The sequence below is a fragment of the Thalassospira lucentensis genome (assembly GCF_011806425.1).
GTDB classification, from domain to species: Bacteria; Pseudomonadota; Alphaproteobacteria; order Rhodospirillales; family Thalassospiraceae; genus Thalassospira; species Thalassospira lucentensis_B.
This window is the reverse complement of the sequence record NZ_JAATOV010000001.1, coordinates 73,050-96,298: the sequence shown is the minus strand read 5'-3', so window position 1 is coordinate 96,298 and position 23,249 is coordinate 73,050. Positions and strand designations below refer to the sequence as shown.

The following is a 23,249-nucleotide window of genomic DNA, read 5'->3' as shown; positions in this document are numbered from 1 at the left end:
CGTTAAAATCAGGGACAAGCACGCAAGCTTGATGCAGTTTTGCCCCACGGAAAGATCATGCCGCGGGGCAAAACGGTTTTTGGCTTATGCGTTTGACGACGTTACCATATTCGACGCCCCCGAAAGCAAGCCAAGATGGCTGCCATCAGATACTTTGGCCTCAGCAATCCGACCTTTGGCGGTTTTGTCCTCGCCAATGGCAAGAACTTCATCCAGGTCTTCTGGGGCGATAAACAATACACCGCAATCATCGGCCAACACCGCATAGCCCGGCAGAACAGCAGCACCGCCAACACTGACCGGCACGTTGAACCCACCCCCCGTGTTATAAAGACGGGTGGTCACCGGGGATGCGCCGCGCGACCACATCGGGAAATCCTGTTCTTCGATTTCAAGTGTGTCGGTATGCGGGCCATCAACACAGCCACCGTCAAGCTTCATCATCGATGCCATGCGCGTAACCCCACCGCCCCAGCAGGCGTATTTGGTGTCGCCCAAACGGTCGACGGCCAGAAAGTATCCTGGGCCAACTTCGCTTAAGCAATGATGCAGTAACGTTGAATCCAATCCCGGTGTCGCAAGCGTGCATACGGTCGATGCAATGGTCTTGCCGCGCAAAACCGGCGAGATCCCCGGATCGGCAAAGCCATAATGATAAAAGTGGCCGATGGTGGCGGTTTCCAGCTTTGCCAGACGGTCCAGTTTGTCCTGCGGGATTTTCGCGGGCATCGGGTTCATTTTATAGACGAGGTTGCTCATCGTAGCTCCATATTCAGTTTGTATTTGGCCCAAGCACCAGATCCGGAAGGAAGGTGGAAAAAGCGGGGACATAGGTGACGAGAATGAGGACAATCAGTAACGGGATCAGCAGGGGCAAAATCGCCATCGTGACCTTTTCAATCCGAACACGGCCAACTTCGGACACGATATAAAGGCCGATCCCCATGGGCGGGGTGGCAATGCCGATCAACAGGCCAAGCTGGATGATGATGCCAAACTGGACCCGGTCGATCCCATAAGCATCGATGACGGGCAAAAGGGTCGGGACCAAAATCAGTTTGGCCGGAACGCCTTCCACCACGCAGCCGACAATGATGATGAAGATGACAAGAAGCCCAAGGAAAATGCTCTTGCTATCGGTAAGCGCAAACATCTGGTTGGCGAGTTTTTGGGGCGTCTGGTCAATCGCCAAAAGCCATCCCATGGCAATCGAAAAGGCGATGATGATCATGATGACCGATGTCATCGATGCTGTTTCGGTCAAGGCCTGAACCAGTTTCTTGAACGTCAGCTCGCGGTACCAGAACCCCAAAATGATGCAATAAATGCACGCCAAAACACCGGCTTCGGTTGCGGTCACAAAACCGAACATAATCGAACCAAGGATAATGCCCGGCGCGACAAGGGCCAGAAAACCGTGCTGTCCCGTGGCGGCGACCTTGCGCATGGGGGCACGTTTTTGGGATGGGAAATCGGTGAACTCGGCCTTGATCCGAACAAAAATCATCAAGGCCAGGCCAACGATGATCCCCGGAACCAAACCTGCCAGAAACATCCGTTCAATCGATTGCTGGGCTAAAAATGCGTATAACACCAAACCGATTGACGGCGGAATAAGCGGACCAATTACCGATGATGCCACCGTAATGGCTGCGGCAAAGTCCGTCTTATAGCCGCTTTCGCGCATGGCCTTGATTTCAATGGCACCAAGACCGGCGCAATCGGCAACTGCGGCACCCGAAATACCGGCAAAGATCATCGAACTTAAGATGTTAACCTGTGCCAGTCCGCCTTTAAGATGGCCGACAAGTGCATTGGCAAAGGCAAAAATACGTTCCGTGACACCGGTAACATTCATCAAGTTGCCGGCCATGATGAAAAAGGGCACGGCGGTTAAGGACGCCTTGTTCACCCCTTCAAGCATTTGCTGGGGTAAAATCTGAAGTGCGCTTGAAAAATCAGACGTCAAAAATGTGATCAGGGACGCCGAACCAATCGCAATCGAAATTGGCACGCGCAGAAGGATGAGCACCAAAAAGGAGCCGAAAAGGATGTATGCCATCTGGCTCAATCCTCCATATGGATTTCGGGGGAACGCTCTGAAATGCCGACCGCCATTTTGGCTAGATCAATCAGGGCACTGATCACGATCAAGGCCGCTGACATAAACAGCGGAACGTAAAGCGCGTTGCGCACAAGCTCGCCACCGCCGGGCAAGATAACCCCTTCGATAAAGCCGCTTGCGCTGGCCATAACTTTTGGCATCAACCAGAACAGCGTGCCGCACAGTGCGATTGCAAACGCATCTGAAATCAACCGTGTGACCGCCATCCCCCATTTGCCAAACATAAGCGCCAGAAACTCAATCCGGACATCCATTTGGCGCACAAAGATCGCAAAGAACCCAAAGAATGAAAGCCAGACAAAGAACACCATTGTCCAAGGCCAGATCCATGGGGCGGACCAATTAAACAGCCGCCCAATGATTGTCGTCGCCGTCAAAACAAGCATGACGAACAAACAGATATTACTAAGCCACAGGAACAACCCACCCAGTTGCCAAGCAAGGCCGTCGATCCGGTGGAGAGCGCGCCCTAAGGCGCGCTCATTTGGGATATTCGTGTGCGGATCCATTCCTTTCCCGCACCCTTACTCGGACCGGGCGGCTTCCACCGCAGCAATAAAGCCGTCGGGCAGTTCACCCTTCGCTTCTAAATCGGCATAGAAGCTTTTCATCGATTTAACGAACGGGCCGGTATCAAGCTCGACATAGGTTGCACCCCCCGCGACCATGTCATCGATGCTTTTGTCTGCAACACTGAACATCAATTCGCGCGAATAATCGCCCGCCGCGTTATAGGCTTTCAAAAGACCAGCTTTGGTCTCGTCATCAAGCGCGTCATAGGCTTCCATATTCATCATAAAGCCAATGGACTGCCAATATTCGTCGGTCCGCCCGATATACGGTGCGACTTCGTTAAACCGCATAGATTCGACCAACGCGACCGGTGAATTTACCGCCTGAACAATGTCTTTTTGGATCGTCTGATACACCTCGGTCCATGGCAAGGTGATCACTTCCGCACCAAGATGCTGCCAGCTTGCAATGGCAATCTTGTTCGGATGCATACGCAGTTTAAGTCCCTGAATGTCTTCAAGACTGTTGACCGGCTTGTTCGAGACAATCACGCGGAACGGACCGCGCAAAATCGTGGTTGGGCTGCCAAGTGGCTTAACACCCGCTGCGGCTTCAACCTTGTCAAACCAGCTTTGGACCAGATCGCCGTTCATAAAACGCGCCCAGTGATCAAAGTCATCAAACATGAATGGTGCGGCGGTCCAATCAAGCTCCGGCGCCCATTTCTTCATATAGCCAAAACCCTCGGCATAAATGTTCAGGATGCCCATCTGAAGCTGTTCAAGAACCGCATCTTCCTTACCCAATTGTTCATTGGGGTAAATTTCGATGGTCAGCTCACCGTTGGTATATTCTTTGGTCAGGTCGGCAAATTTCTGGAAGACTTTCCCTTCCGGGCTGTCAGCGGGCATTTTTGACGTCATGCGCCACGTATCGGCCATCGCGCTGCCGCTTGTAAGCGCCAGTGTGACCATCGCCGCTGTCATTAGATTGGTGAATTTTCCCATGCCGTGACTTCCTTCTCGATTTGTTTGGCAAATTTGGATCGAAGGACAGCCCTCCCTGAGGGCCAGATATTCTGTTTTTTATTCACGGGGATCATATGCCCCCGTGTTTTGCGGTATGGCAGGATCGATTTTTCATTGCCCTGTGACGGCAAAAAATCGCCCAGCCTTTTTGGGTTCTGGATTTTTTGGATAACGGTCTTGAGCACGCCAAGATCATGTTGCCGGTGGGGCCGCGGTCCGATCTGCACAGTTAATTTTGGGAATGAACGGTGCGACCGGGCCGTGGCGCTATTTCGACAAAACGCTTAGCAGCTCAGGCGACGGTGGCGGCCAACCGGGATCAGGTTTTGCACGCGCTGATTTTGCTCTTTATCAAGCGTTGCCGTGACATAACCTTCACCGTCTGATGCCTGTGCGACAAGCATGCCCCACGGATCGGCGACCAAGGAATGGCCATAACATGCGCGTTTTTCGCCGTTGGTCTCGGTAAAGCCGGTCTGGCCACACGCCGCGAAATAGGCCGCGGTTTCGATGGCACGCGCACGGGCCAAAACTTCCCAATGGTCTTTGCCGGTCTGCATCGTAAAGGCTGCTGGCAATACAATCAGATCGCACCCTTTTCGCTGCAAGGCGACGAAAAGCTCGGCAAAGCGGATGTCATAACAAATGCCACAGCCTACGGTGAAACCGTCTACGTCATAGGTAACAACATCTTCGCCCGGCATGACGCTATCTGACTCGCGATAGACCAGCCCGTCGGGGGTATCGACATCAAACAGATGAATTTTGCGGTATTGGGCAATCTCTTTGCCCGTGCGGTCGAAAACAAACGTCGTATTAAAAACGCGGCTTTCGCCCTCAATGCGTTCCATAACCGAACCGGCATGAACATAAACGCCGTGGGTGCGGGCGAAATCTTGGGCGAATTTGTATGCCTTTCCGCCTTTCTCTTCCGCTACGGCGAATTTTTCCTCGTTCGAAAGGCCGTAAACATCAAAATATTCCGGCAGAACAACGAGATCAGGTTTGTCCGCGGTAACCGCTGTCTCCATGATCTTAAGAGTGCGCGCAAGGTTGGCGTCCCGGTCCGATTGCGGGTTGGTTTGGATAAGGCTGATTTTCACTGGGGCTTCTCCAGAAGTATCGGGTTTGAAGTAACCGTCTCTGGTGGTGGCGAGAGGCGGGCGATCCGTCTTGGGTGGCGGGCGATACAAGGTCGAACCTTGCGTATTTAGAGTATTGCTTCGTCAGTGAGGTGCATTTTTTGCGTGTTGCCTTCGCAACGTGCATGCCTCCCATGTCGAAATGATGCATCGCGGCTGAAATCAGTGCAAAACAAAATTTCTTTTACAGGCGATAAGGTTTGTTTATGGTCTAATATATGGATGGCAGGAGGAAAAAATGCTTAATTTCAAGCAATTAGAAGCAATCTATTGGTTGCGGGAATTGCAGAATTTCGGAAAGGTTGCAAACCGCCTGCATGTCACCCAACCTGCGGTATCTTCCCGAATTGCATCTCTTGAAAGTCAAATTGGCCAAAAGCTGATTGAACGCACCCACGCCTCCATCCGCTTGACCCTTCTCGGTGAACAAATTGCTGATCACGCCGAGAAAATCGTCAATGCGCAATACGCGCTGCTTGATAACATTCGCCGCAATGAAAAAAGCGTACTGCGCATGGGCATGATTGGTCCGGTCGCCCTGACATGGGGCAGGGACTTGCACGACCGGATCAAGGATATTGAACCTGATCTGGAAATTGAATTTTCGGTTGGCACCAGTGCCGATCTTGAACGTGAACTCAAAGCCGGGTCGATCGACCTCGCTTTTGTTTCCATGCATACGCAGCAAAAACATATCAGTTCGGGTTTGGCGCTGGCGTATGATCTGGGCTGGGTGGGGGCATCAAGTTTGGCAACAGGGTTAAAACAGCCACTGTCGCTCGAAACGCTCAGTCGCCAAGAACTGATCATGTATCCGCAAACATCTCCGCTTTATTCCCCTGTACACGACATTCTGATGCGCCCGGATGCCGCCCACGGTATTCGCCATCACGCGTCGTCGCTGACCACGATCATAGAAATGCTGCGCTTGGGATACGGGTTTTCAATGCTTGCGCTTGCGGTGGTCGAAAAGGACATCGACGCCGGCAGTCTCATGCATGTGAAAAGCGAGGTGACCTTCCCACCGCTGATCGTGCATTGCCTGTTCCAAACCGGCCATTCCCGTCGGCCACTTAGAATGGCGTTTGAAACCGCTCGGGAAGTCGCGCGCGACTATGTCAGCAACCAAACCCGCTTCATCCGTATCGTCAAAGATAATTCGATCCACTTAAGCGACGTCTGACAAGCGCCAAAGAGCGAACACACTGGCGGCTAAACGCGCGGGCTCAGTTTACCAACTGTGGTGTAAGAGGGTTGGCGCGCAGTCTGATGCCCGTACCAACATTATTGCCGACACCCGATCCTATGCCTGTGTGCCTGTGCCTGTGCCTGTGCCTGTGCCTATGCCAGTGCCAGTGCCAGTGCCCGTGCCCGTGCTGGTTCCCGTTCCCGTTCCCGTTCCCGTGCTCGTGCCGGTGCCGATCTCTTGCTGGTATCGGGGCCACTCCCATTCTGGCATCCGCATCCGCACCTGCTACCGCTACCCGGACCGTTCTCGTTCCCGTGCCGCTCTCTTACTGGTATCGGGGCAACTCCCATTCTCGCTTCCGCATCTGCTCCCGCATCTGCTACCGCTTCCGCTCCCGCATCCGCGCGCAAAGCGGATATAATCTCGCTGCTGGTTTTGCTGGGGGGCTTAAGGCTTAATCTGATCTCGCTGCTGGTTTTGCCACGTGCCCTTTTGCTGGATGTCCTAAGGCGTCATCTGGTTCCGGTGCGCATTGCCACGGTCGATCCCGCCGCGACGACATCCAAAGAAATCCTGTCATATGCTGCCTCAAACACCGAATTCTGCCCTCGGCCCTTCTGGACGGGGGAGCGTGTCGCCCGCGAACGTTCAGCAGCCTGTCATCTATTTAAAATGGATCACTGCTCGGGCAAATGATGCCATCTGTTTTGTCGTCAAATTTAGTTCGTCGGCGCTGCTTGGTTTTTGGGGGCCGGATATGACGGCTGGTCTAATAATTTCCAGTCCGCCACCTGTGGATTAACGATGCCGCTATTGATCAGGCAACGCCGAATGAAGCCGTTCTTATACAGGATTTTGATGCCGCGATTAAGGCCTGCGACCAGCGCGTCCGCATCTTTAAGGTGGCGCGACACCATGAAATGTTGGCTTCCGGCAAGGGCGACCTTCACGCCGGGAATTGGAAACAGTTCGATGCCATTGATCTCACGCATCATCCCCTTGGCTGAGGAAAAGGCAAGCAATGTAAAGTCTGCGCGCCCGGCCTCAATCAGGGAAAAAATCTGTTCTTGGGTGGCGACATTCATCACACTTGCGGGCGTCAGGCTTTCAAGCACCTGCCAATCCAGCCGCCAATTGCGCAGGCTCACCGCGCGTAAGGTTTGAATGCTTTCCGCGGGCGTATTGGCATATAAACCGGCCACGCGGCGACTTGTATAAAGCCCTTTTTCATACTCGCCGACGCGAATGAACGGCTCGGTTTTCAGGGCATTTGGGCTATCATCAATGTTAAACGCCCAGTCGGTTTTGATGTCGGCGGCACCGGTTTGGACCATCATGCGGCTGCGCTCGGAATTGGGCGATGGCACGGGCTTTATGTGGGCCTTTATGCCACCGACCTTTAACGCTTCGCGCATTATGCTGTAATTCATCAGCGATACGTTATCGGCGGCGGGGCCGGTGCATTTTCCGCAGGTGTCAGTTGGGTGTTGCGCGCATTCCAGCACGTCGTCGATCTCGCCATTGATGACCGGAAAGGTAATCACCCGTTCAGGTGCTGCCTGTGCGATGTGCGCAGCAAGGGGCACACACAAAACGGATGCCATCATCCCCACCAGGATCAATCCCAACTGCATGGCGTTTCCTTCCACAGCAATCCCAAGTGCAATCCGAAGTGCAATTACGCGTTCTTATAAAGCCGATTGCGAGAACGCTATACCAAGTGGGGGGAAACACCGAACACATTTCGCCTTTTAGACAGGATCAAAAACAGGCCAAAATCGCCAATCGTGGCGTCTGGCCCCGGCTTCCAGCACTTGTTGTATTGGCTCTAATTTGTATGAGGAATAAAAAGCTGGCGCTTGATGGCCTATACGGGCGGTGTTTGCGTCGGAATTTCGGTCCGACTCAGTCGTGGGTTTGGCCGGAAAAGCGGGTTTTGGTCATGGATTCCCGGGCGCAGAAATCCTCATACCATTGCGTCAGGTTGGGCCGCCCCGTTTTGAAATCAACCAAATCGCGAAATGCGATCCAATCAAGCCCGGTGGCCAGCGCGACATGGCCAATCGTGATCGGCGTTTTCGGATCAAGCGCGCTTTCAAGGTGATCAAACGTTTCGACCAGTTTGGTCTTTTGCCCCTCTGCCAATTCGTTATAGCGCAGATGTTCTGGCCGCCGCTTGGTTTCCCACCGATACAGCACCCCGGCATCGCACATACCTTGTGCCAATGCATGCAACCGCAAGGCATGCCAACGTCTTGGTGCTTTGTGCGGGATCAGTTTGCGGCCCCGATGCAGCCGATCCAGATAGTCACAGATCACCATCGAATCATATAATGTCATGCCATCTGGCGTGATCAGGACCGGCACCTTGCCCAGTGGATTAGCAGCAAAGATCGCGTCATTGCGCTGGGTCGGGCTGGTTTCGTGATGCACAACCTCGATCCGCTCGCCCAATCCGCATTCCAGGGCAAAAACCAGCACCTTGCGCGCAAACGGCGAATGGGTCTGATACAGCAATCGATGATCGCATTTGAGATCGGATTTTTGATCTGGTTTGTGACCGGGTTTGTGATCATGTTTGTGATCGGATTTTAAATCATCAGACTTTTGGGGCATTGATTTGCTGCTTTTGGCGCGATTTTGGGTCGGAAGCTTGGTGTGGGCATTTCAGAACAAATATTATGTACGCACAATAAGAAACGCCCGGTCGATCTGAACCGGGCGTTTCTTCGTTTAAAATGAATAATCGCGTGGATTAGTCAAAATTTATTCGGCAGCAACAGCGGTTTTTTCACCGCGTACCAGCGCCATATAATCTTCCATCATCGTCTTGCAGACCTGACCCGGGGTAAAGCTGTACGGGCCGATTTCTGCAACCGGGGTCACTTCGGCAGCCGTGCCGGTCAGGAAGCATTCCTCAAAATCAGCCATTTCTTCAGGCATGATCGCACGCTCAATCACGTCATAACCCTTTGCTTTTGCAAGGCCAATCACCGTGCGGCGCGTAATACCATCCAGGAAACAATCAGGTTTTGGCGTATGGATCTGACCGTCTTTGATAAAGAAGATGTTTGCACCGGTCGCCTCAGCAACCTGACCACGGTAATCAAGCATCAGCGCATCGGCATACCCTTTGCGTTCTGCTTCATGCTTTGACAGCGTGCAGATCATGTAAAGACCAGCAGCCTTGGCGTTGGTTGGTGCGGTATTCGGCGCCGGGCGCGCCCATTTGGACATGTCCAGACGAATGCCTTTCAGGCGTTCTTCCGGCGCGAAATAGCTTGGCCATTCCCAGCAGGCAATCGCAACATTGATGCGCGTGGTTTGGGCGGAAACACCCATCATTTCGCTGCCGCGCCAAGCAATACGGCGGACATAGCCTTCGGTAATGTTGTTGGCCGACAGGGTTTCAAGAACCGCGTCATCAAGCTCGGTCGAGCTGTACGGGATTTTCATATCCAAGATTTCACCGGACTTGATCAGGCGTTCGCCATGCTCGGCCAGCTTGAAAACCTTGCCATTATAAGACCGCTCGCCCTCAAAAACCGCACTACCATAATGGACAGCGTGGCTTAGCACGTGCAAAGTACTTTCACGCCACGGTTTAAGTTCGCCATTATACCAGATAAAACCGTCACGGTTGTCGAAGGTCGGAGTCATCATTTGCCAAAATCCAGTTCAGAAACGTTTCCGGACGTAACTTTATGTCCTAATTTGTGTGGCGGAAGTAACATTCATAGATTAATATGTCAATATAACTGACATAACGGAAAAGCATGGCAGATATCTCTACACGTAAGGTCAACCCGCTTTTCCTGCGGGAAGAAGAGCTTAGGCAAGGCATTGAACTTTTGTTCTATGCCTACCGCGATTTCACCGCGGTCGCAGACCAGGTGCTTGAGCAATATAATTTCGGACGCGCCCATCACCGGGTCATTTATTTCGTAAGCCGCAATCCCGGCATTACGGTAAGTGACCTGTTGTCGATCCTGCGCATCACCAAGCAATCCCTGTCGCGCGTGCTAAGTCAGTTGGTCCGCGAAGGCTTTATCGATCAAAAAACCGGTCTGCAGGACCGGCGTCAGCGTTTGCTAACCCTGACCGATAAGGGCGATGCACTTGAACGCGAAATCACGGAAAAGCAGCGCGGATTGATCGCTGCGGCGTACCGCGAAGCTGGCGCCGAATCGGTTGAAGGGTTCCGTAAAGTGCTGCTTGGCATGCTTGAAGACGATGATCGCAAACGCTTTGACGATGATGGCCCCAGCGGCCCGAACGGGTTGCGCCGCCAAGTCGGATAAATCCGATAGGGGCACGGCGCGTTTCACCCTTGTCTTCAGGCAGGGTACAGACCGAATATTACCGGGCAGCGGATGCCAAAAACCAAAAGGGGCATTTTGCCCCTTTTTTTCTTGCGGTCGGAATGGCGATGTTTGACGCTTTTGAAACACTTTTTGGCCCAAGTTGTTAGACATAAGTCAGGATCACTTTTGTGTTTAGAGGCGCGCGATGAGCAATGCAGATCAACCACATATCCTTGTGGTCGATGACGATGATCGCTTGCGTGATTTGTTGACCCGTTATTTGGGCGAAAACGGTTTTGTGGTTTCGGCCGCGCGCGATGCACAAGAGGCGCGGTCTAGTATGGCAGGACTTCAGTTTGATTTGATCGTTCTGGATGTTTTGATGCCCGGTGAAAAGGGCGTCGATCTGGCACGCAGCCTGCGGGCCGAAGGTGCGACCGTGCCGATTTTGTTGCTAACAGCATTGTCGGAAACCGAAGACCGTATTTCCGGACTGGAAGCCGGGGCCGATGATTATCTGGCCAAACCGTTTGAACCGCGTGAGCTTGTCCTGCGTATTGAAGCGATCTTGCGCCGCTTTGCCCAGTTGCCCGAAACGGATGATGCAGAGAACGATAGTGATGCCGACGATGTCGTGCAGTTTGGCGCATTCCAGTTTGATCTAACCCGCATGACCTTGCAGTCGGGGGACGATCATATTTACCTGACCACAGCCGAGCAGGCGCTTTTGGCGGCATTGGCAAAACGGCGCGGACAAACAACCACGCGGGAACAATTGCATAGTTTGATCAGCGGCAATGCCATTGATCCCGGGGCGTCACGCAGCATTGATGTGCAGGTAACGCGCCTGCGGCGAAAATTTGAAGAAGACCCAAAACAACCAAGATACTTGCAGACCGTGCGCGGTCGGGGATATGTCCTCTATACCGATTGAATCAAAGCGCTGCTTATGATCAGGTGTGACAAAATGAACAGGGAATTGCACCGTGGGAAGTGAACAGAACAGACGGATCAAATCCTTCTTGCCGACGGGCCTTTTGGGGCGGTCGCTTTTGATCCTGATGACGCCGATGCTGCTGTTGCAGGTCGTGACGGTCCTGATCTTCTTTGAACGTCACTGGGATACCGTGGCGCGCCAGCTTAGCCGTGGGCTTGCCGGTGATGTTGCCTACGTCCTTGATTACCTTGGTCAGTACCCGGATGAAGACCATTTTAAATGGATTCAGCATTCCGCACGCGGGCACATGCAGCTTGATCTGGTGTTTGAGCCAGATGCGATTTTGGATGAACAGACCACAGAACCGCCATTTGGCTTGGTGTCCAAAGAACTGTTCATCGCACTGGATGAGCGGCTGTCCCGGCCGTTCTATTTCAACATGGATCTGGATGACAGAAGGCTGGAAATCCGGATTCAGTTAAAGCATGGCGTGTTGTCCATCGTCGCCCCACGCAAGCGTCTTTATAACTCGACCACGTATATCTTCTTCATGTGGATCGCGGGGTCTGCATTGATCCTGTATGGGGTTGCGGTGATCTTTATGCGCAACCAAGTGCGCCCGATCCGGCGGTTGGCAAAGGCGGCCGATCAGTTTGGTCGCGGTGTCGATGTTGAGGACTTCAAACCCGAAGGGGCGGCCGAAGTCCGCACAGCTGCGACGTCCTTTATGGCGATGCGCGATCGTATTGGCCGGCATTTGTCGCAACGTACCGCGCTTTTGGCAGGGGTTTCCCACGACCTGCGCACCCCATTGACCCGCATGAAGCTGGAACTGGCGATGCAGCAATCATCCCCGGGTGTTGATGCGTTGAAACAGGACGTGGTCGATATGGAGCGCATGGTGGATGCCTATCTGGCGTTTGCGCGCGGGGAAGAGGGTGAAAAGGCGGAACTGACCGATATTGGCAAGCTTTTGACCGATCAGGTTGGCGAGGCCCTGCGCGATGGGCAGCAGATTGATCTGCATATCGAAGACAATCTGGATATGGAATTGCGCCCGCAATCGATGCGCCGCTGTATTTCAAATATCATGTCCAATGCGGGGCGTTACGCCAACAACTTGTCGGTGCGCGCCGGGCGGCGTGGGCAAGACTATGAGATTGTCTTTGACGATGATGGCCCGGGCATCCCGGCGGAAAAGCGCGAAGAAGTGTTCAAGCCGTTCTTCCGCCTGGAAGAGTCGCGCAACCAAGCCACGGGGGGCGTTGGTCTTGGCATGACGATCGCGCGGGATTCCGCACGCGGGCATGGTGGCGATGTAATGCTTGAAGATGCGCCGGGCGGTGGTCTTCGTGTGCGTTTGGTCCTGCCGATTGGGCATTAAACCCATCTGATCAAAGGGCGATTATATCCATATCTTTGTGTGGCCCCGTCGATATTGGCGGGGCCGTTCTTTTGCGCCAAAGACCAGTCCTTTCTGTATTGCGATGGATCATTGTTTGTCTGGCGCGATCAGGGTATCAAGCAGCAATACCGACACCCAATAATGCTAAAGGCGGAAATAAACGTACTTTTTGTGTGGTTAATGAGGATTTACACAAAAAATGATCATATTGCGATTGTTTCCTTGCGATATACGTTTGAGTGATGTTAAATCGCGCCAACTTGGCATGGACGTTTTGCCGGGATATATATCCGTGTTCCCGCCACGGTCCAGATAACCAGATTTAGACAACGGATTGATGCAGCGTTATGGCCAGCAATTTTAACGAAGAAACCGTCACCTATGTCCACCATTGGACGGACACTCTCTTCACGTTCAAAACCACCCGTGATCCGGGCTTCCGATTCATCAATGGTCAGTTCGCGATGATCGGCCTCGAAGTTGAAGGCAAGCCGCTTTTGCGCGCCTATTCGATGGTCAGTGCGAACTATGATGAAGAACTTGAGTTTTTCTCGATCAAGGTGCCGAACGGTCCGCTGACGTCGCGTTTGCAGCATATCAAAGTGGGTGACAAGATCCTGGTTGGGCGCAAACCCACCGGCACCCTGATCCATGACAACCTGCTGCCGGGCAAAAACCTTTGGCTGTTGTCAACCGGGACTGGTTTGGCGCCGTTCATGAGCGTGATCCGCGATTACGAAACCTATGAGCGCTATGACAAGGTCATTCTGGTGCATGGTTGCCGCGAAGTGCGTGAGCTGGCCTATCAGGAATTCATTCACAGCGAATTGCCGCATAATGAGTTCTTTGGTGAAGAGGTTCAGAAAAAGCTTCTGTATTATCCGACCGTCACCCGCGAAGAGTTCAAGCATCAGGGCCGTATCACCGAGCTGATGAAATCGGGCAAGCTTTATGATGATCTTGGTTTGCCCAAGCCGTCGCTTGAAAATGATCGGTTCATGCTGTGCGGTAATCCGGAAATGATTGCCGACACCCGTCAGATGTTGATCGAGTGGGGCGGTCAGGAAGGTAATATGAACGAGCCAGGCCATTTCGTGATCGAAAAAGCCTTCGTCGAGAAGTAATTTCACCGGCGAAATCGGCTGGTTTCAATTAAAATCAGCAAAGTTTAAAGGACACAACGCATTGCGATTGTGTCCTTTTTTGTTGGTTTTCGCCCTAAGGTTTATACGCATGTATATATCACTCCCCAAATGAGGATATTTTTGGATAGGGTGTTTGGGTAAATTTCTTTCAACGCCGGGATCGGCACGTAGGGGCAGCGTTTTGCCTTGGCTAGGGTTGAAGGGAGTTTACGATGACCATTTTCAATTTTTTCAAGCGCAATACGGATTCTCTTGCGAACGAAACACTGGACGCACTTGATAAGTCGCTGGCCGTGATTGAGTTTGATCCGCAAGGGAACGTCTTACGGGCGAATGAGAACTTTTTGACGGTGCTCGGCTATGAACTTTCGGAGATCGTCGGCAAACATCACGCGATGTTCGTTCCGGCCGAAATCAAAAACAGCCCGGAATACGACGCGTTCTGGTCTGATTTGCGCGGCGGCACGTTTAAATCGTCGGCCTTTCCACGCATCACTAAAAGCGGCACGCGCATCTGGATCGAAGCGACCTATAACCCGGTGCGCAATGCAAAAGGCGAGATTGTTAAGATCGTCAAATTTGCAACTGACATCACCAAGCGTCAGAATACATTTGCCGATTTGGAAGGCAAGGTCACGGCAATTGGCCGCAGCCAAGCGGTGATTGAGTTCGATCTGAATGGCAACATTTTGGATGCCAACGACAATTTTCTGGCGGTAACCGGCTATGGATTGTCGGAAATTGTTGGGCAGCACCATCGTATGTTTGTTGACCCAGAATATGCTGCAAGCCCGGAATATGTCGAGTTTTGGAAAGATTTGGCGCAAGGCAATTTCTGTTCTCGGCAGTTCAAGCGGTTTACCAAAAGTGGCAAAGAAATCTGGATCGAAGCATCCTATAACCCGATCTTTGACCCGGATGGCAATCCTTACAAAGTCATCAAATACGCCACCGACATCACTGATCAGATAAAGTTGCTGTCTGAGCTGAAAGCGATGATTGATACCAATTTCAGCGAAATCGATAACAGTCTGGGCGAACTTGATCAGCGATCAGATGTGGCAACCACGTCATGTGAAGAAACATCTGCAAATGTTCAGGCCGTTGCCGCCGGGACAGAGCAACTTGCCGCATCAATTTCAGAGATTTCGCGCAGCATGTCAGAGGCGCGTGCGTCAACCGACCAAGTTTACGAAAAAGCCGTTCAGGCGGGGACGTCGACCGGGCGCATGACCGAACTTGTCGGTGCGATGAGCAACATCATCGATGTCATTCAAGGTATCGCCGGTCAGATTAACTTGCTGGCACTTAATGCAACGATTGAATCCGCACGTGCCGGTGAGGCGGGCAAAGGGTTCGCGGTGGTAGCGACCGAGGTTAAAAACCTTGCCAATCAGGTGGCCCGCGCGACCGAGCAGATCACCGGCGAGATTGAAGGCGTGCAGAATATTGCCGACGAAGTAACCGAGGTTCTGGGCACCATTCAGGGCGATGTTGAATGTGTTGTGAACAACGTCACCACCATTTCATCCGCGGTCGAAGAGCAAAGTGCCGTGACCCAGGAAGTGTCGGGAAATATGCAGCGCATGGCGGTATCGGTTGAGCAATTCTCATCCACGGTCCGTTACATCCGCGACGCATCGTCGATGGTCTCAGGCACGGTTGGCCGGACCCGTGAGGCAGCAGTGGTTCTTGCAAGATAGTCTGCGGGACAACGGACAGTTAAGTAACATGTCCGAAACGAGCGACAGCTATGAGGCAAGATGGGCGGGAGCACGATGTGTTCCCGCCCAAACTTTTTGGCAATAACGTTAGATGACATCCGCGATCCAAAAAACGGCGGACCGAAAGGCCGATACATAGCGGTCAGCAACGGACGCGTTGATCAGATAGGATAGGCGCAGCCGGTATTGATCAGAATGTCAGAGGCGTTAAAGCAGTCGACCGCCATTTGGAATGTCGTGATCGGGTTTGATCAAAACGATGCCATTGTCGTCATCGCCATCGGGAAAACCAAGGCAGAGGAATTCGGACATAAACGGTCCGACCTGTTTTTTCGGGAAGTTGACAACGCCAGCGACCTGTCGGCCGATCAGCTTTTCTGGGGTGTAATATTTGGTGATCTGGGCCGATGTTTTTCGGGTGCCAATTTCAGGGCCAAAATCCACCCAGATCTTTAACGCCGGGCGGCGGGCTTCGGGGAACTCTTGCGCGTCAATCACCGTGCCGACGCGGATATCGACTTTTAGAAAATCATCAAAACTGATTTCGCTCATGATCTGTGCTCCTTGCTATCAGGACAACTTAGAACGAGAAAACAGCCCTGATAAGTCCAAAGCAGACAGTTGTGGCAAAGTCAGGAGTTTGAGCAAAACGACCGAAAAGTGTCCGTGACGTTGGCCGTGAGAAAGAGGCATAAAAAATGGCAGGGCTGTTAGGCCCTGCCATCAAGTCGATCACGGGAAGTGAAAAACGTTAGTCGCTTACTTCGCAGCCGCATTCTTTTCGATTGCGGTTTTGAATTCCTCAAGAGATTCGGTAAAGCGGTTCTGGAGAAGCGAAAGAGCTTCTTCCTGAGATTTGGTTACCAAACCCGAGAGTTCTTTCGAATTTGCAAGTGCTTCTTCGTAGGCGGCTTTTGCGACTTCGGTCTGCTTAGCAGCAGACGCCATCGGGTCGTCAGCGGAAGTAGCAGCAAAATCTTTGCCCTGTGTCTGGACTTTGTCCAACAGCGACTTGAAGATTTCGCTCTGGCGCTGAGCAACAGCCTGGAAACCATCGAAGGCAACCTTGTTGGCTTTGGTCAGGGCTTCAACGTTTTTACGCTGGAAAGCCATCATCTCGTTCATATCTACGCCCGGAATTTTAAAATCCGCAGCATATTTGGTGAAGTCGACATCAAAGAACGGGTTCGTAGCTTTTTTAGCGGCGGTCATAGTGTGCACTCCTTGCAACAGGTGTGAAATGAGGCGCATTGTGCGCCGCACAAATTCAACTGCAATATGCCGGAATGGAGCGCGTTCGTCAAGTATTATTTTGCACTGCACAAAACCGTATGGTTGATGGTTTTGGCGTTGGTTATAACCTGGGGTATTAATGTCTTTTTTGCATTTTATATCAGCGTATTAGCTGGAAGATGCAGGCGCATTATCGCCTGTTTCAGGGCTTTGCGTGCTGTTGGTTTGATCCGAAGGTGCAGATTTTTTTGCTGCAAAGCGGTGATATTTTTTCGAGATACGGTCACACAGCTTGTTTGCCTTGCCAAGACCCTTTTCAACCCGCGCGTCCCAAACAGATGCCTTTGACAGTTCGCGATCCAAACGCGCCATGGTTGGGCCAAAATCGGTGCTGGTATCATCCAGCCAGTATTTAAAGCAGCGGGCATAGATGCCGGTCAGCCCGGCAATGCGCAGACTGCCGTGAAGGCCGCCGGTGCGAAAGCCCGCCGCATCAAGCATCCAACGCATCGACCCGAAATGGGTTTTGATGGCACGCAATTGATCGGCCGGGCCAAGGTCACCATGCACGTCGGTGATCGAACGAAGGGCCGGGCGATAGGCCGCCAAGGCATCAAAGCGCGCCATCATCACCGCGATCAAGCGATCATGACCCGGCTCGTCGAAATCTTCATCTTCGAGATCGGCCAGAACTTCGCGGTCGATCTTATAGATGAACTTGCGCAGGATATCGCCCTTGCTGCGGCAATGGTCATAACATTCCGCAACGGAAAGACCCGCTGTTTGGGCGATATCGATCATGGTGACGTCATGCCAGCTTTTCTCTGCTGCCAGTTTCATCGCGGCCGTGATCAGGGTATTTGGGATATCCTTTTTCGCAGGCATGACTGTCTCCTTGTTCGGGGCAATAGCATTGGCAACGGCAGGTAATTTACCCTGCCAGTTCGACCGAGCGTTTGCGGGCGGCTTCGACCGCGCGGGTCATCAGTTCGGGCAGTCCGGTTTTTTGGTCCATCAAAACATCAAGTGCGGCGGCGGTTGTGCCCCCGGGGCTTGTAACATTTTGACGCAGGGTTTCGGCGGTTTCTTCGCGGGCATCTAGTAAGAAACCGGCACCCACAACGGTTTGCCGTGCGAGCAACATCGCCTGTTCTGCCGGAAGCCCAGCCGCTTCGCCCGCCTGTGCCATGGCTTCGACCATGTGGAAGATATACGCCGGGCCACTGCCCGAAACGGCGGTGACCGCATCCATCAGGTTTTCATCATCGACCCAGGATACAAGACCAACCGCCTTAAGCAGGGTTTCGCACATGTCGCACTGGGCGATGCTGACATCATCGGTTGGGCACATCACGGTCATGCCGCGCGATACGGCGGCTGGCGTGTTGGGCATGGCGCGCACGATGCGGGCGTTTTCACCCAGATGGCTGGCAAAGAAATCGATCGTTTTGCCTGCTGCCACCGACAGAAATACGGTTTCAGCGCGCACAAGCGGCTTATAGGCATCGATCACATCAGGCAGGACCTGTGGCTTGATCGCGAACAGGACGACCTGCGGCACAAAGTCCTTGGGCATTTCTTTGACATCGGTAATGCCATTAATGCCATAGCTGGTTTCAAGCTTTTCGACCGCTTCGGCTTGTTCGACGATATAGACATTACTTGCAACAAGGCCCTGCGCAAGCCAGCCTTCAAGCATGGCGCTGCCCATTTTTCCGCAACCGACCAGCAAAAGACGCGTATTCATAAAAAAGTGCTCCGCTTTATCCATCCTGTCCTGTTGAGCAGGGTGCAATCAACAGTGGTATTCTAGAACCTGACCGTTATGCCGTAGCGATCTTAACAAGGTGGGTCAAGTCAGTGCATAGGGCAAGTGGTGTGCGTGGTATTGGTAACACAATTTACAGGATACATCATCGCGGTTGGTTTGGCTGTGATTGGCAATGATGACGCGATTTTATCTTGTCGGGCGTCCAAGGCGGCCCGGAACGGCGACGTTTATTTTGTTTTGCCCAAAACATGATGTCGGCAGAAAAATAAGGACGATATGAAAGCCGATATGAAAAAGGACGGCGAATATGCCGTCCTGATCACGTTGAGCGCCATATGGCGGTCTTATGCTTTGTGCGGTTGGCTTATGCTTGGCCAAGGGGCTCAAGCATGGAATGCATCAATGCTTCGTCGGGGGATTTGCCTTGTCCGAGGACGAAGTTAAATGCCGGGAAGAAGCGTTCACATTCCGATACGGCAATTTCGATCATTTCTTCGAACTGTTCGATCATTGGCGGGACATCGCCGCCGAACAACAGGGTATGACGAAACAGCGGCATGTTTTCTTCGAGCCAAAGACCGAAATGCCCGATCCAGAGTTGCTCGTTACACTTGGCGACCAGTTCGTAGATGCGCGGGCGCAATGGCTCTGGCACGAACAGGTCAAAACAACATGCGACATGCAGGGCTTCGGCGTCTTCGCGCCAGGTGAAATAGACCAGATACGTGCACCAATGGCCGGGGATCTCGACCACCACCTCGTCGGTGCTGCGTCGTTCAATCTGCCATTGGTTGGTGCGGGCGATATCTTCGATAAGGATTAACGGATTTTCGTCATCCAGATCGCCGATATCGTCGGGTTGGTCGTTCATATAAACCCAGCCTGTTTAAGCATATGCGAAAGGGCGCGCACTATATGCTGGTGCGTGCCGTGTTTCAACCGCCGTTCATCACAGGGCTGCAATGAGTGCTATGTCTTTGCCTGCCCGCATTCCCCAACCGACTGATCCGTGTGGATCTTTGTCGGATCGGGGATAGGGCGGGGCTGCGTTTTATTCTGTAACGGACGCCGGCTTAGGCGTCTTTTTTTGCAGCCGTTTTGGGGCTTGCGCGTTTCGCAGCAGGTTTTTGCGGGGCATCGGCCGCGGCAAGACGTTTTTCGAGATCGCCAATTTTGGCTTCGAGTTCGTCAATGCGTTCGGATGCGCGAATGGCAACGTCATGCACCACGTCGAATTCTTCGCGGCTGACCAAATCCATGCTGAGCAGGATTTTTTCAAACTGCTGACGGATCATTGCGTCCACCTCGCCTTTGACCCCGGTCATGGTGCCCAATGCAGAATTGGTCACGCGGGTAAGGTCATCGAGAATGCGGTTATTGATCTGCATCGGTGTCTCCGTCTTTTGGGATCAAGTTGTTGTGCGTAATATGGTTGGTAATGCCCTGCGGGGCAAGTTGATCGTCTGTTTGGGTCACAATATCGTTCTTTTCTATGGCTTTTCTTGCTCCAGATCAGGGGCGGTCCTATAAAGTGGTCAGATTTTTGGATGACAGGGCCCAGCACATGGGCCGTTAGGGAACGGGAATGCGTTCCGTCAGGAGAATGTGATGCTTATCGTTACCGGTGGTGCCGGATTTATCGGTTCCAATATTGTTGCCGCCCTTGAAGAACGCGGCGAGACCGACATTGTTGTCGTCGATCGTCTGCGCGATGGCATTAAGTGGAAAAACATCGCCAAGCGGAACCTGCGCGACATCATTCATCCTGATGAGCTACCCGCATTCCTTGAGCAGCATGACGGCGATGTGGATACGATTTTCCATATGGGCGCGATTTCCGCGACCACCGAAACCGATGCCGATAAGATCGTGGCCAATAACCTGAAACTGACCACGTGGCTTTGGGATTGGTGCGCACGCCATTCCGCACGATTGATCTATGCGTCATCAGCTGCGACCTACGGCGATGGCAAGCAGGGCTTTGATGATCGCTTTGACGATGGTGAAATGGCAAAGCTTGCACCGCTAAATGCTTATGGCTGGTCAAAACATGCGACTGACCGTCGGTTCCGCCGCATTTTGGATCAAAACGGTTTCCGCCCCAAACAGTGGGCCGGGTTGAAGTTTTTCAATGTCTATGGCCCGAACGAATATCACAAAGGCGGCATGCGATCTGTTGTGTCGCAGATGTTTGACAAATTGTCGGCCGGGGAAACCGCGACGCTGTTTAAATCCCATCATCCCGATTATGAAGATGGCGGACAGTTGCGTGATTTTGTCTGGGTTGGTGATGTGGTCAATATCATCATGTGGCTTTATGACCACCCCGATGTCAGCGACCTGTTTAACGTCGGTACGGGCAAGGCGCGCAGTTTCAAGGATTTGGCATTGTCGGTCTTTGCCGCCTTGGGCAAGGAACCCGACATTCAATATGTGCCGACCCCAGAATCCATTCGCGACAAATACCAGTATTTCACCGAGGCCAACATGTCCAAGCTGCGGCAAGCGGGATATGACGCCGATATGACGTCACTTGAAGACGGTGTGCGCAGCTACATTCAGGATTATCTTGCCACCGATGATCCGTTCCGTTGATCACGCCCGGTAATTTAGGGCTGCAAAGTGGTTGCGCGGCCAATCGGGCCAGGTTGCCATGATGCTGCCCATATCCTTTGTGACACCCCAAGATATGTTTGTTTTCTTCCTCTGTTTCGGACCGGAGTTTTCCTGATGCTAAGCCTTGCCTTTCCGGCCATAGATCCGATTGCCATTTCCATTGGTCCGATTGCCATTCGCTGGTATGCGCTGGCCTATATCGCAGGGCTTTTGCTGGGGTGGCGGTATGTTGTGTATTATTGCAGCAAAACCCCCCGCATCATGAGCAAAGCAGACGTTGATGATTTGCTGTTTTGGGCAACGCTTGGCGTGATCCTGGGCGGTCGGATCGGCTATGTGCTGTTTTATAACTTCGATTATTACCTGGCCAATCCGGGCAATATCCTTAAGGTCTGGCAGGGCGGCATGGCGTTCCATGGCGGCTTTATGGGTGTGATTGTTGCGATCATTTTGTTCGCGCGCAAACGCGGCATTTCGATCTTGGCGGTTTTGGATGCCGCCGCGGTGGCAACGCCGATTGGTTTGTTCTTTGGCCGTATTGCCAACTTCATCAATGGTGAGTTGTTTGGCCGCGCCACGGATGCGCCGTGGGGCATGGTGTTCCCCAATGGTGGCCCAATGCCGCGCCATCCCAGTCAACTTTACGAAGCCGCCCTTGAAGGGGTGATCCTGTTTTGCGTGCTGTTTGTCTTGTCGCGCAGTGCGTATGTTCGTCATCGTCCCGGTATTTTGGGCGGCACGTTCGTTGCGGGATATGGTCTTTCGCGGATTATTATTGAATTCTTCCGTCAGCCTGATGCACAGCTTGGCTACCTTGTGGGTGGGGCGACGATGGGGCAGTTGCTGTCGATCCCGATGGTTCTGGCCGGTCTGGGGTGCATTATCTATGCGCTGAAATCCAAACCGATTGAAACCCGCATCCACCCGAAAGAAGATGCCAAAAACAAAGATGGAAAGACCGCGTGACCGATATGTCTGAAAGCCCGCTTCTTGATCATATCAAACGCCGTATTTCGCTTTCGGGGCCGATCAGCATTGCCGATTTCATGAATGAGGCACTGGCCCATCCCGAGTACGGCTATTACCGCAAACAAGATCCGTTTGGCCGGTCGGGCGATTTCATAACCGCCCCTGAAATCAGCCAGATGTTTGGCGAATTGATCGGGCTTTGGGCGGCGGTGACGTGGCAGCAGATGGGCGGGCCATCGAAAATCGATCTGGTCGAACTGGGGCCGGGGCGCGGGACATTAATGTCCGATGCCCTGCGTGCGGTGCGCAATGTCCCTGGGTTTAGTGACGCGATCACGGTGCGGTTTGTTGAAACCAGCCCGGTTCTGCGCACCCATCAGCAAACCGCGATTATGCCATATGGTGTGCCGGCAACCTGGCACGAAGCGTTCGAAGACATCGCACCACGTTCTGGCGTGCCGATGATTGTGATTGGCAACGAATTCTTTGACGCGCTGCCGATCCGCCAGTTCGAACGCGGTGATACCGGATGGGCCGAACGGCTTGTTGGTGTGGATGCGAAGACCGGCGCGCTTGGCTTTGTCCGTGGGCGCGAAACCCCGATTGCCGATGCGCTTATTCCGGCGACCTTGCGCGGGACAGCCAAAAAGGGTGACATTTTTGAAAGCTGTGGCCCGGCAATTGCCGTGGCCGATCAGATTGCCCGCCGTTTGAACGAGACCGGTGGTGCGGCATTGTTTATTGATTATGGCCATCCCCACAGCGCGTTTGGCGACACGTTGCAGGCGGTGAAGGCCCATGAATATTACCCGGTTTTAAGTCAGCCGGGTGACGCGGATTTAACCGCCCATGTCGATTTCGCGGCCTTGTCGCGTGCGATGCTTGAGGCTGGCGCACGGACGGGTGCTGTTTTAACCCAAGGCACCTTTTTGGCGATGCTGGGCATTGAACAGCGTGCCGAACTTTTAAAAACCGATGCCAATGATGATCAGGCCAAGGCGATTGATCAGGCCCTGGCACGTTTGATCGCACCCGATCAGATGGGAACGCTTTTTAAAGTTCTGATCGGCTATGGTGCGACAACAACACCGCCGCCCTGCATCAGTGGTGCCGAAGGGTGATTTTGCGCCACGCCCGACCCGAAAGAC

Annotated in this window: 23 protein-coding genes; 9 read left to right on the top strand and 14 right to left on the bottom strand. The window is 53.0% G+C overall.

Annotated features, from left to right (window positions below; translation table 11 throughout):
• Positions 1 to 84 precede the first annotated feature (84 nt).
• The 5 genes from HCZ99_RS00440 to HCZ99_RS00420 all read right to left on the bottom strand — a co-directional run bounded on the left by HCZ99_RS00440 (position 85) and on the right by HCZ99_RS00420 (position 4,769).
• Positions 85 to 759 carry an RraA family protein gene (locus tag HCZ99_RS00440; protein ID WP_167444948.1) on the bottom strand — a complete coding sequence of 225 codons (675 nt, stop codon included), beginning with the start codon at positions 757 to 759 and terminating at the stop codon, positions 85 to 87.
• Positions 760 to 772: 13 nt separating this feature from the next.
• A complete protein-coding gene (locus tag HCZ99_RS00435) occupies positions 773 to 2,062 on the bottom strand; it encodes a TRAP transporter large permease (protein WP_167444947.1) in 1,290 nt (429 codons plus the stop codon).
• 5 nt (positions 2,063 to 2,067) lie between these two features.
• Complete coding sequence (locus HCZ99_RS00430; protein WP_167444946.1) at positions 2,068 to 2,634, bottom strand: TRAP transporter small permease; 567 nt, start codon at positions 2,632 to 2,634, stop codon at positions 2,068 to 2,070.
• Between the two features lie 15 nt (positions 2,635 to 2,649).
• The gene (locus tag HCZ99_RS00425) at positions 2,650 to 3,645 is read right to left on the bottom strand and encodes a TRAP transporter substrate-binding protein (RefSeq protein WP_217701445.1); all 996 of its coding nucleotides are present in this window, start codon (positions 3,643 to 3,645) and stop codon (positions 2,650 to 2,652) included.
• Between the two features lie 305 nt (positions 3,646 to 3,950).
• Positions 3,951 to 4,769 (bottom strand): carbon-nitrogen hydrolase family protein, encoded by an 819-nt coding sequence (locus HCZ99_RS00420; RefSeq protein WP_167444945.1) that lies wholly within the window; start codon positions 4,767 to 4,769, stop codon positions 3,951 to 3,953.
• A 277-nt stretch (positions 4,770 to 5,046) separates the two neighbouring features.
• Between HCZ99_RS00420 and HCZ99_RS00415 the strand changes: the two genes are divergently transcribed.
• Complete coding sequence (locus tag HCZ99_RS00415) at positions 5,047 to 5,991, top strand: LysR family transcriptional regulator (RefSeq protein WP_167444944.1); 945 nt, start codon at positions 5,047 to 5,049, stop codon at positions 5,989 to 5,991.
• A 725-nt stretch (positions 5,992 to 6,716) separates the two neighbouring features.
• On the opposite strand, the gene HCZ99_RS00410 is transcribed toward HCZ99_RS00415, so the two are convergent.
• From HCZ99_RS00410 to HCZ99_RS00400, 3 genes are all read right to left on the bottom strand, one after another.
• Positions 6,717 to 7,631, bottom strand: a complete 915-nt coding sequence (locus tag HCZ99_RS00410) for an amino acid ABC transporter substrate-binding protein (RefSeq protein ID WP_167444943.1) — start codon at positions 7,629 to 7,631, stop codon at positions 6,717 to 6,719.
• Positions 7,632 to 7,902: 271 nt separating this feature from the next.
• Positions 7,903 to 8,613 (bottom strand): glutathione S-transferase family protein, encoded by a 711-nt coding sequence (locus HCZ99_RS00405; RefSeq protein ID WP_167444942.1) that lies wholly within the window; start codon positions 8,611 to 8,613, stop codon positions 7,903 to 7,905.
• A gap of 150 nt (positions 8,614 to 8,763) precedes the next feature.
• Positions 8,764 to 9,660 (bottom strand): branched-chain amino acid aminotransferase, encoded by an 897-nt coding sequence (locus HCZ99_RS00400; RefSeq protein WP_167444941.1) that lies wholly within the window; start codon positions 9,658 to 9,660, stop codon positions 8,764 to 8,766.
• 113 nt (positions 9,661 to 9,773) lie between these two features.
• On the opposite strand from HCZ99_RS00400, the gene HCZ99_RS00395 reads away from it, so the two are divergent.
• From HCZ99_RS00395 to HCZ99_RS00375, 5 genes are all read left to right on the top strand, one after another.
• Positions 9,774 to 10,298: a MarR family winged helix-turn-helix transcriptional regulator gene (locus HCZ99_RS00395; protein ID WP_167444940.1), complete on the top strand. Its 525-nt coding sequence runs from the start codon at positions 9,774 to 9,776 to the stop codon at positions 10,296 to 10,298.
• 208 nt (positions 10,299 to 10,506) lie between these two features.
• Entirely contained in the window at positions 10,507 to 11,235 is a 729-nt protein-coding gene (locus HCZ99_RS00390) for a response regulator (RefSeq protein WP_167444939.1), read from the top strand.
• Between the two features lie 52 nt (positions 11,236 to 11,287).
• Complete coding sequence (locus HCZ99_RS00385; RefSeq protein WP_368484207.1) at positions 11,288 to 12,622, top strand: ATP-binding protein; 1,335 nt, start codon at positions 11,288 to 11,290, stop codon at positions 12,620 to 12,622.
• Between the two features lie 368 nt (positions 12,623 to 12,990).
• The gene (locus HCZ99_RS00380; RefSeq protein WP_167444938.1) at positions 12,991 to 13,767 is read left to right on the top strand and encodes a ferredoxin--NADP reductase; all 777 of its coding nucleotides are present in this window, start codon (positions 12,991 to 12,993) and stop codon (positions 13,765 to 13,767) included.
• 233 nt (positions 13,768 to 14,000) lie between these two features.
• Positions 14,001 to 15,491 (top strand): methyl-accepting chemotaxis protein, encoded by a 1,491-nt coding sequence (locus tag HCZ99_RS00375; protein ID WP_167444937.1) that lies wholly within the window; start codon positions 14,001 to 14,003, stop codon positions 15,489 to 15,491.
• Between the two features lie 228 nt (positions 15,492 to 15,719).
• On the opposite strand, the gene HCZ99_RS00370 is transcribed toward HCZ99_RS00375, so the two are convergent.
• The 6 genes from HCZ99_RS00370 to HCZ99_RS00345 all read right to left on the bottom strand — a co-directional run bounded on the left by HCZ99_RS00370 (position 15,720) and on the right by HCZ99_RS00345 (position 19,904).
• On the bottom strand, positions 15,720 to 16,064 hold the full coding sequence (locus HCZ99_RS00370) for a tRNA-binding protein (RefSeq protein WP_167444936.1): 345 nt from the start codon (positions 16,062 to 16,064) through the stop codon (positions 15,720 to 15,722).
• Between the two features lie 207 nt (positions 16,065 to 16,271).
• Complete coding sequence (locus HCZ99_RS00365; RefSeq protein ID WP_167444935.1) at positions 16,272 to 16,724, bottom strand: phasin family protein; 453 nt, start codon at positions 16,722 to 16,724, stop codon at positions 16,272 to 16,274.
• A 189-nt stretch (positions 16,725 to 16,913) separates the two neighbouring features.
• On the bottom strand, positions 16,914 to 17,630 hold the full coding sequence (locus tag HCZ99_RS00360; protein WP_167444934.1) for a TetR/AcrR family transcriptional regulator: 717 nt from the start codon (positions 17,628 to 17,630) through the stop codon (positions 16,914 to 16,916).
• A 46-nt stretch (positions 17,631 to 17,676) separates the two neighbouring features.
• Positions 17,677 to 18,492, bottom strand: a complete 816-nt coding sequence (gene proC, locus HCZ99_RS00355; protein ID WP_167444933.1) for a pyrroline-5-carboxylate reductase — start codon at positions 18,490 to 18,492, stop codon at positions 17,677 to 17,679.
• A 388-nt stretch (positions 18,493 to 18,880) separates the two neighbouring features.
• On the bottom strand, positions 18,881 to 19,387 hold the full coding sequence (locus HCZ99_RS00350) for a YbjN domain-containing protein (RefSeq protein ID WP_167444932.1): 507 nt from the start codon (positions 19,385 to 19,387) through the stop codon (positions 18,881 to 18,883).
• Between the two features lie 202 nt (positions 19,388 to 19,589).
• Entirely contained in the window at positions 19,590 to 19,904 is a 315-nt protein-coding gene (locus tag HCZ99_RS00345; protein WP_167444931.1) for an accessory factor UbiK family protein, read from the bottom strand.
• 220 nt (positions 19,905 to 20,124) lie between these two features.
• Between HCZ99_RS00345 and rfaD the strand changes: the two genes are divergently transcribed.
• From rfaD to HCZ99_RS00330, 3 genes are all read left to right on the top strand, one after another.
• Positions 20,125 to 21,111 (top strand): ADP-glyceromanno-heptose 6-epimerase, encoded by a 987-nt coding sequence (gene rfaD, locus HCZ99_RS00340; RefSeq protein WP_167444930.1) that lies wholly within the window; start codon positions 20,125 to 20,127, stop codon positions 21,109 to 21,111.
• Positions 21,112 to 21,243: 132 nt separating this feature from the next.
• Positions 21,244 to 22,098, top strand: coding sequence for a prolipoprotein diacylglyceryl transferase (lgt, locus tag HCZ99_RS00335; RefSeq protein ID WP_167445910.1), 855 nt, complete (start codon positions 21,244 to 21,246; stop codon positions 22,096 to 22,098).
• A gap of 5 nt (positions 22,099 to 22,103) precedes the next feature.
• A complete protein-coding gene (locus HCZ99_RS00330; protein ID WP_175581388.1) occupies positions 22,104 to 23,222 on the top strand; it encodes a class I SAM-dependent methyltransferase in 1,119 nt (372 codons plus the stop codon).
• Positions 23,223 to 23,249: the final 27 nt, after the last annotated feature.

What these genes read in the sequence shown, in the direction of transcription:
- HCZ99_RS00440 (WP_167444948.1), bottom strand. Translation starts at nt 759, where the DNA reads ATGAGCAACCTCGTCTATAAAATGAACCCGATGCCCGCGAAAATCCCG.
- HCZ99_RS00435 (WP_167444947.1), bottom strand. Translation starts at nt 2,062, where the DNA reads ATGGCATACATCCTTTTCGGCTCCTTTTTGGTGCTCATCCTTCTGCGC.
- HCZ99_RS00430 (WP_167444946.1), bottom strand. Translation starts at nt 2,634, where the DNA reads ATGGATCCGCACACGAATATCCCAAATGAGCGCGCCTTAGGGCGCGCT.
- HCZ99_RS00425 (WP_217701445.1), bottom strand. Translation starts at nt 3,645, where the DNA reads ATGGGAAAATTCACCAATCTAATGACAGCGGCGATGGTCACACTGGCG.
- HCZ99_RS00415 (WP_167444944.1), top strand. Translation starts at nt 5,047, where the DNA reads ATGCTTAATTTCAAGCAATTAGAAGCAATCTATTGGTTGCGGGAATTG.
- HCZ99_RS00410 (WP_167444943.1), bottom strand. Translation starts at nt 7,631, where the DNA reads ATGCAGTTGGGATTGATCCTGGTGGGGATGATGGCATCCGTTTTGTGT.
- HCZ99_RS00405 (WP_167444942.1), bottom strand. Translation starts at nt 8,613, where the DNA reads ATGCCCCAAAAGTCTGATGATTTAAAATCCGATCACAAACATGATCAC.
- HCZ99_RS00400 (WP_167444941.1), bottom strand. Translation starts at nt 9,660, where the DNA reads ATGATGACTCCGACCTTCGACAACCGTGACGGTTTTATCTGGTATAAT.
- HCZ99_RS00395 (WP_167444940.1), top strand. Translation starts at nt 9,774, where the DNA reads ATGGCAGATATCTCTACACGTAAGGTCAACCCGCTTTTCCTGCGGGAA.
- HCZ99_RS00390 (WP_167444939.1), top strand. Translation starts at nt 10,507, where the DNA reads ATGAGCAATGCAGATCAACCACATATCCTTGTGGTCGATGACGATGAT.
- HCZ99_RS00380 (WP_167444938.1), top strand. Translation starts at nt 12,991, where the DNA reads ATGGCCAGCAATTTTAACGAAGAAACCGTCACCTATGTCCACCATTGG.
- HCZ99_RS00375 (WP_167444937.1), top strand. Translation starts at nt 14,001, where the DNA reads ATGACCATTTTCAATTTTTTCAAGCGCAATACGGATTCTCTTGCGAAC.
- HCZ99_RS00370 (WP_167444936.1), bottom strand. Translation starts at nt 16,064, where the DNA reads ATGAGCGAAATCAGTTTTGATGATTTTCTAAAAGTCGATATCCGCGTC.
- HCZ99_RS00365 (WP_167444935.1), bottom strand. Translation starts at nt 16,724, where the DNA reads ATGACCGCCGCTAAAAAAGCTACGAACCCGTTCTTTGATGTCGACTTC.
- HCZ99_RS00360 (WP_167444934.1), bottom strand. Translation starts at nt 17,630, where the DNA reads ATGCCTGCGAAAAAGGATATCCCAAATACCCTGATCACGGCCGCGATG.
- proC (WP_167444933.1), bottom strand. Translation starts at nt 18,492, where the DNA reads ATGAATACGCGTCTTTTGCTGGTCGGTTGCGGAAAAATGGGCAGCGCC.
- HCZ99_RS00350 (WP_167444932.1), bottom strand. Translation starts at nt 19,387, where the DNA reads ATGAACGACCAACCCGACGATATCGGCGATCTGGATGACGAAAATCCG.
- HCZ99_RS00345 (WP_167444931.1), bottom strand. Translation starts at nt 19,904, where the DNA reads ATGCAGATCAATAACCGCATTCTCGATGACCTTACCCGCGTGACCAAT.
- rfaD (WP_167444930.1), top strand. Translation starts at nt 20,125, where the DNA reads ATGCTTATCGTTACCGGTGGTGCCGGATTTATCGGTTCCAATATTGTT.
- HCZ99_RS00330 (WP_175581388.1), top strand. Translation starts at nt 22,104, where the DNA reads ATGTCTGAAAGCCCGCTTCTTGATCATATCAAACGCCGTATTTCGCTT.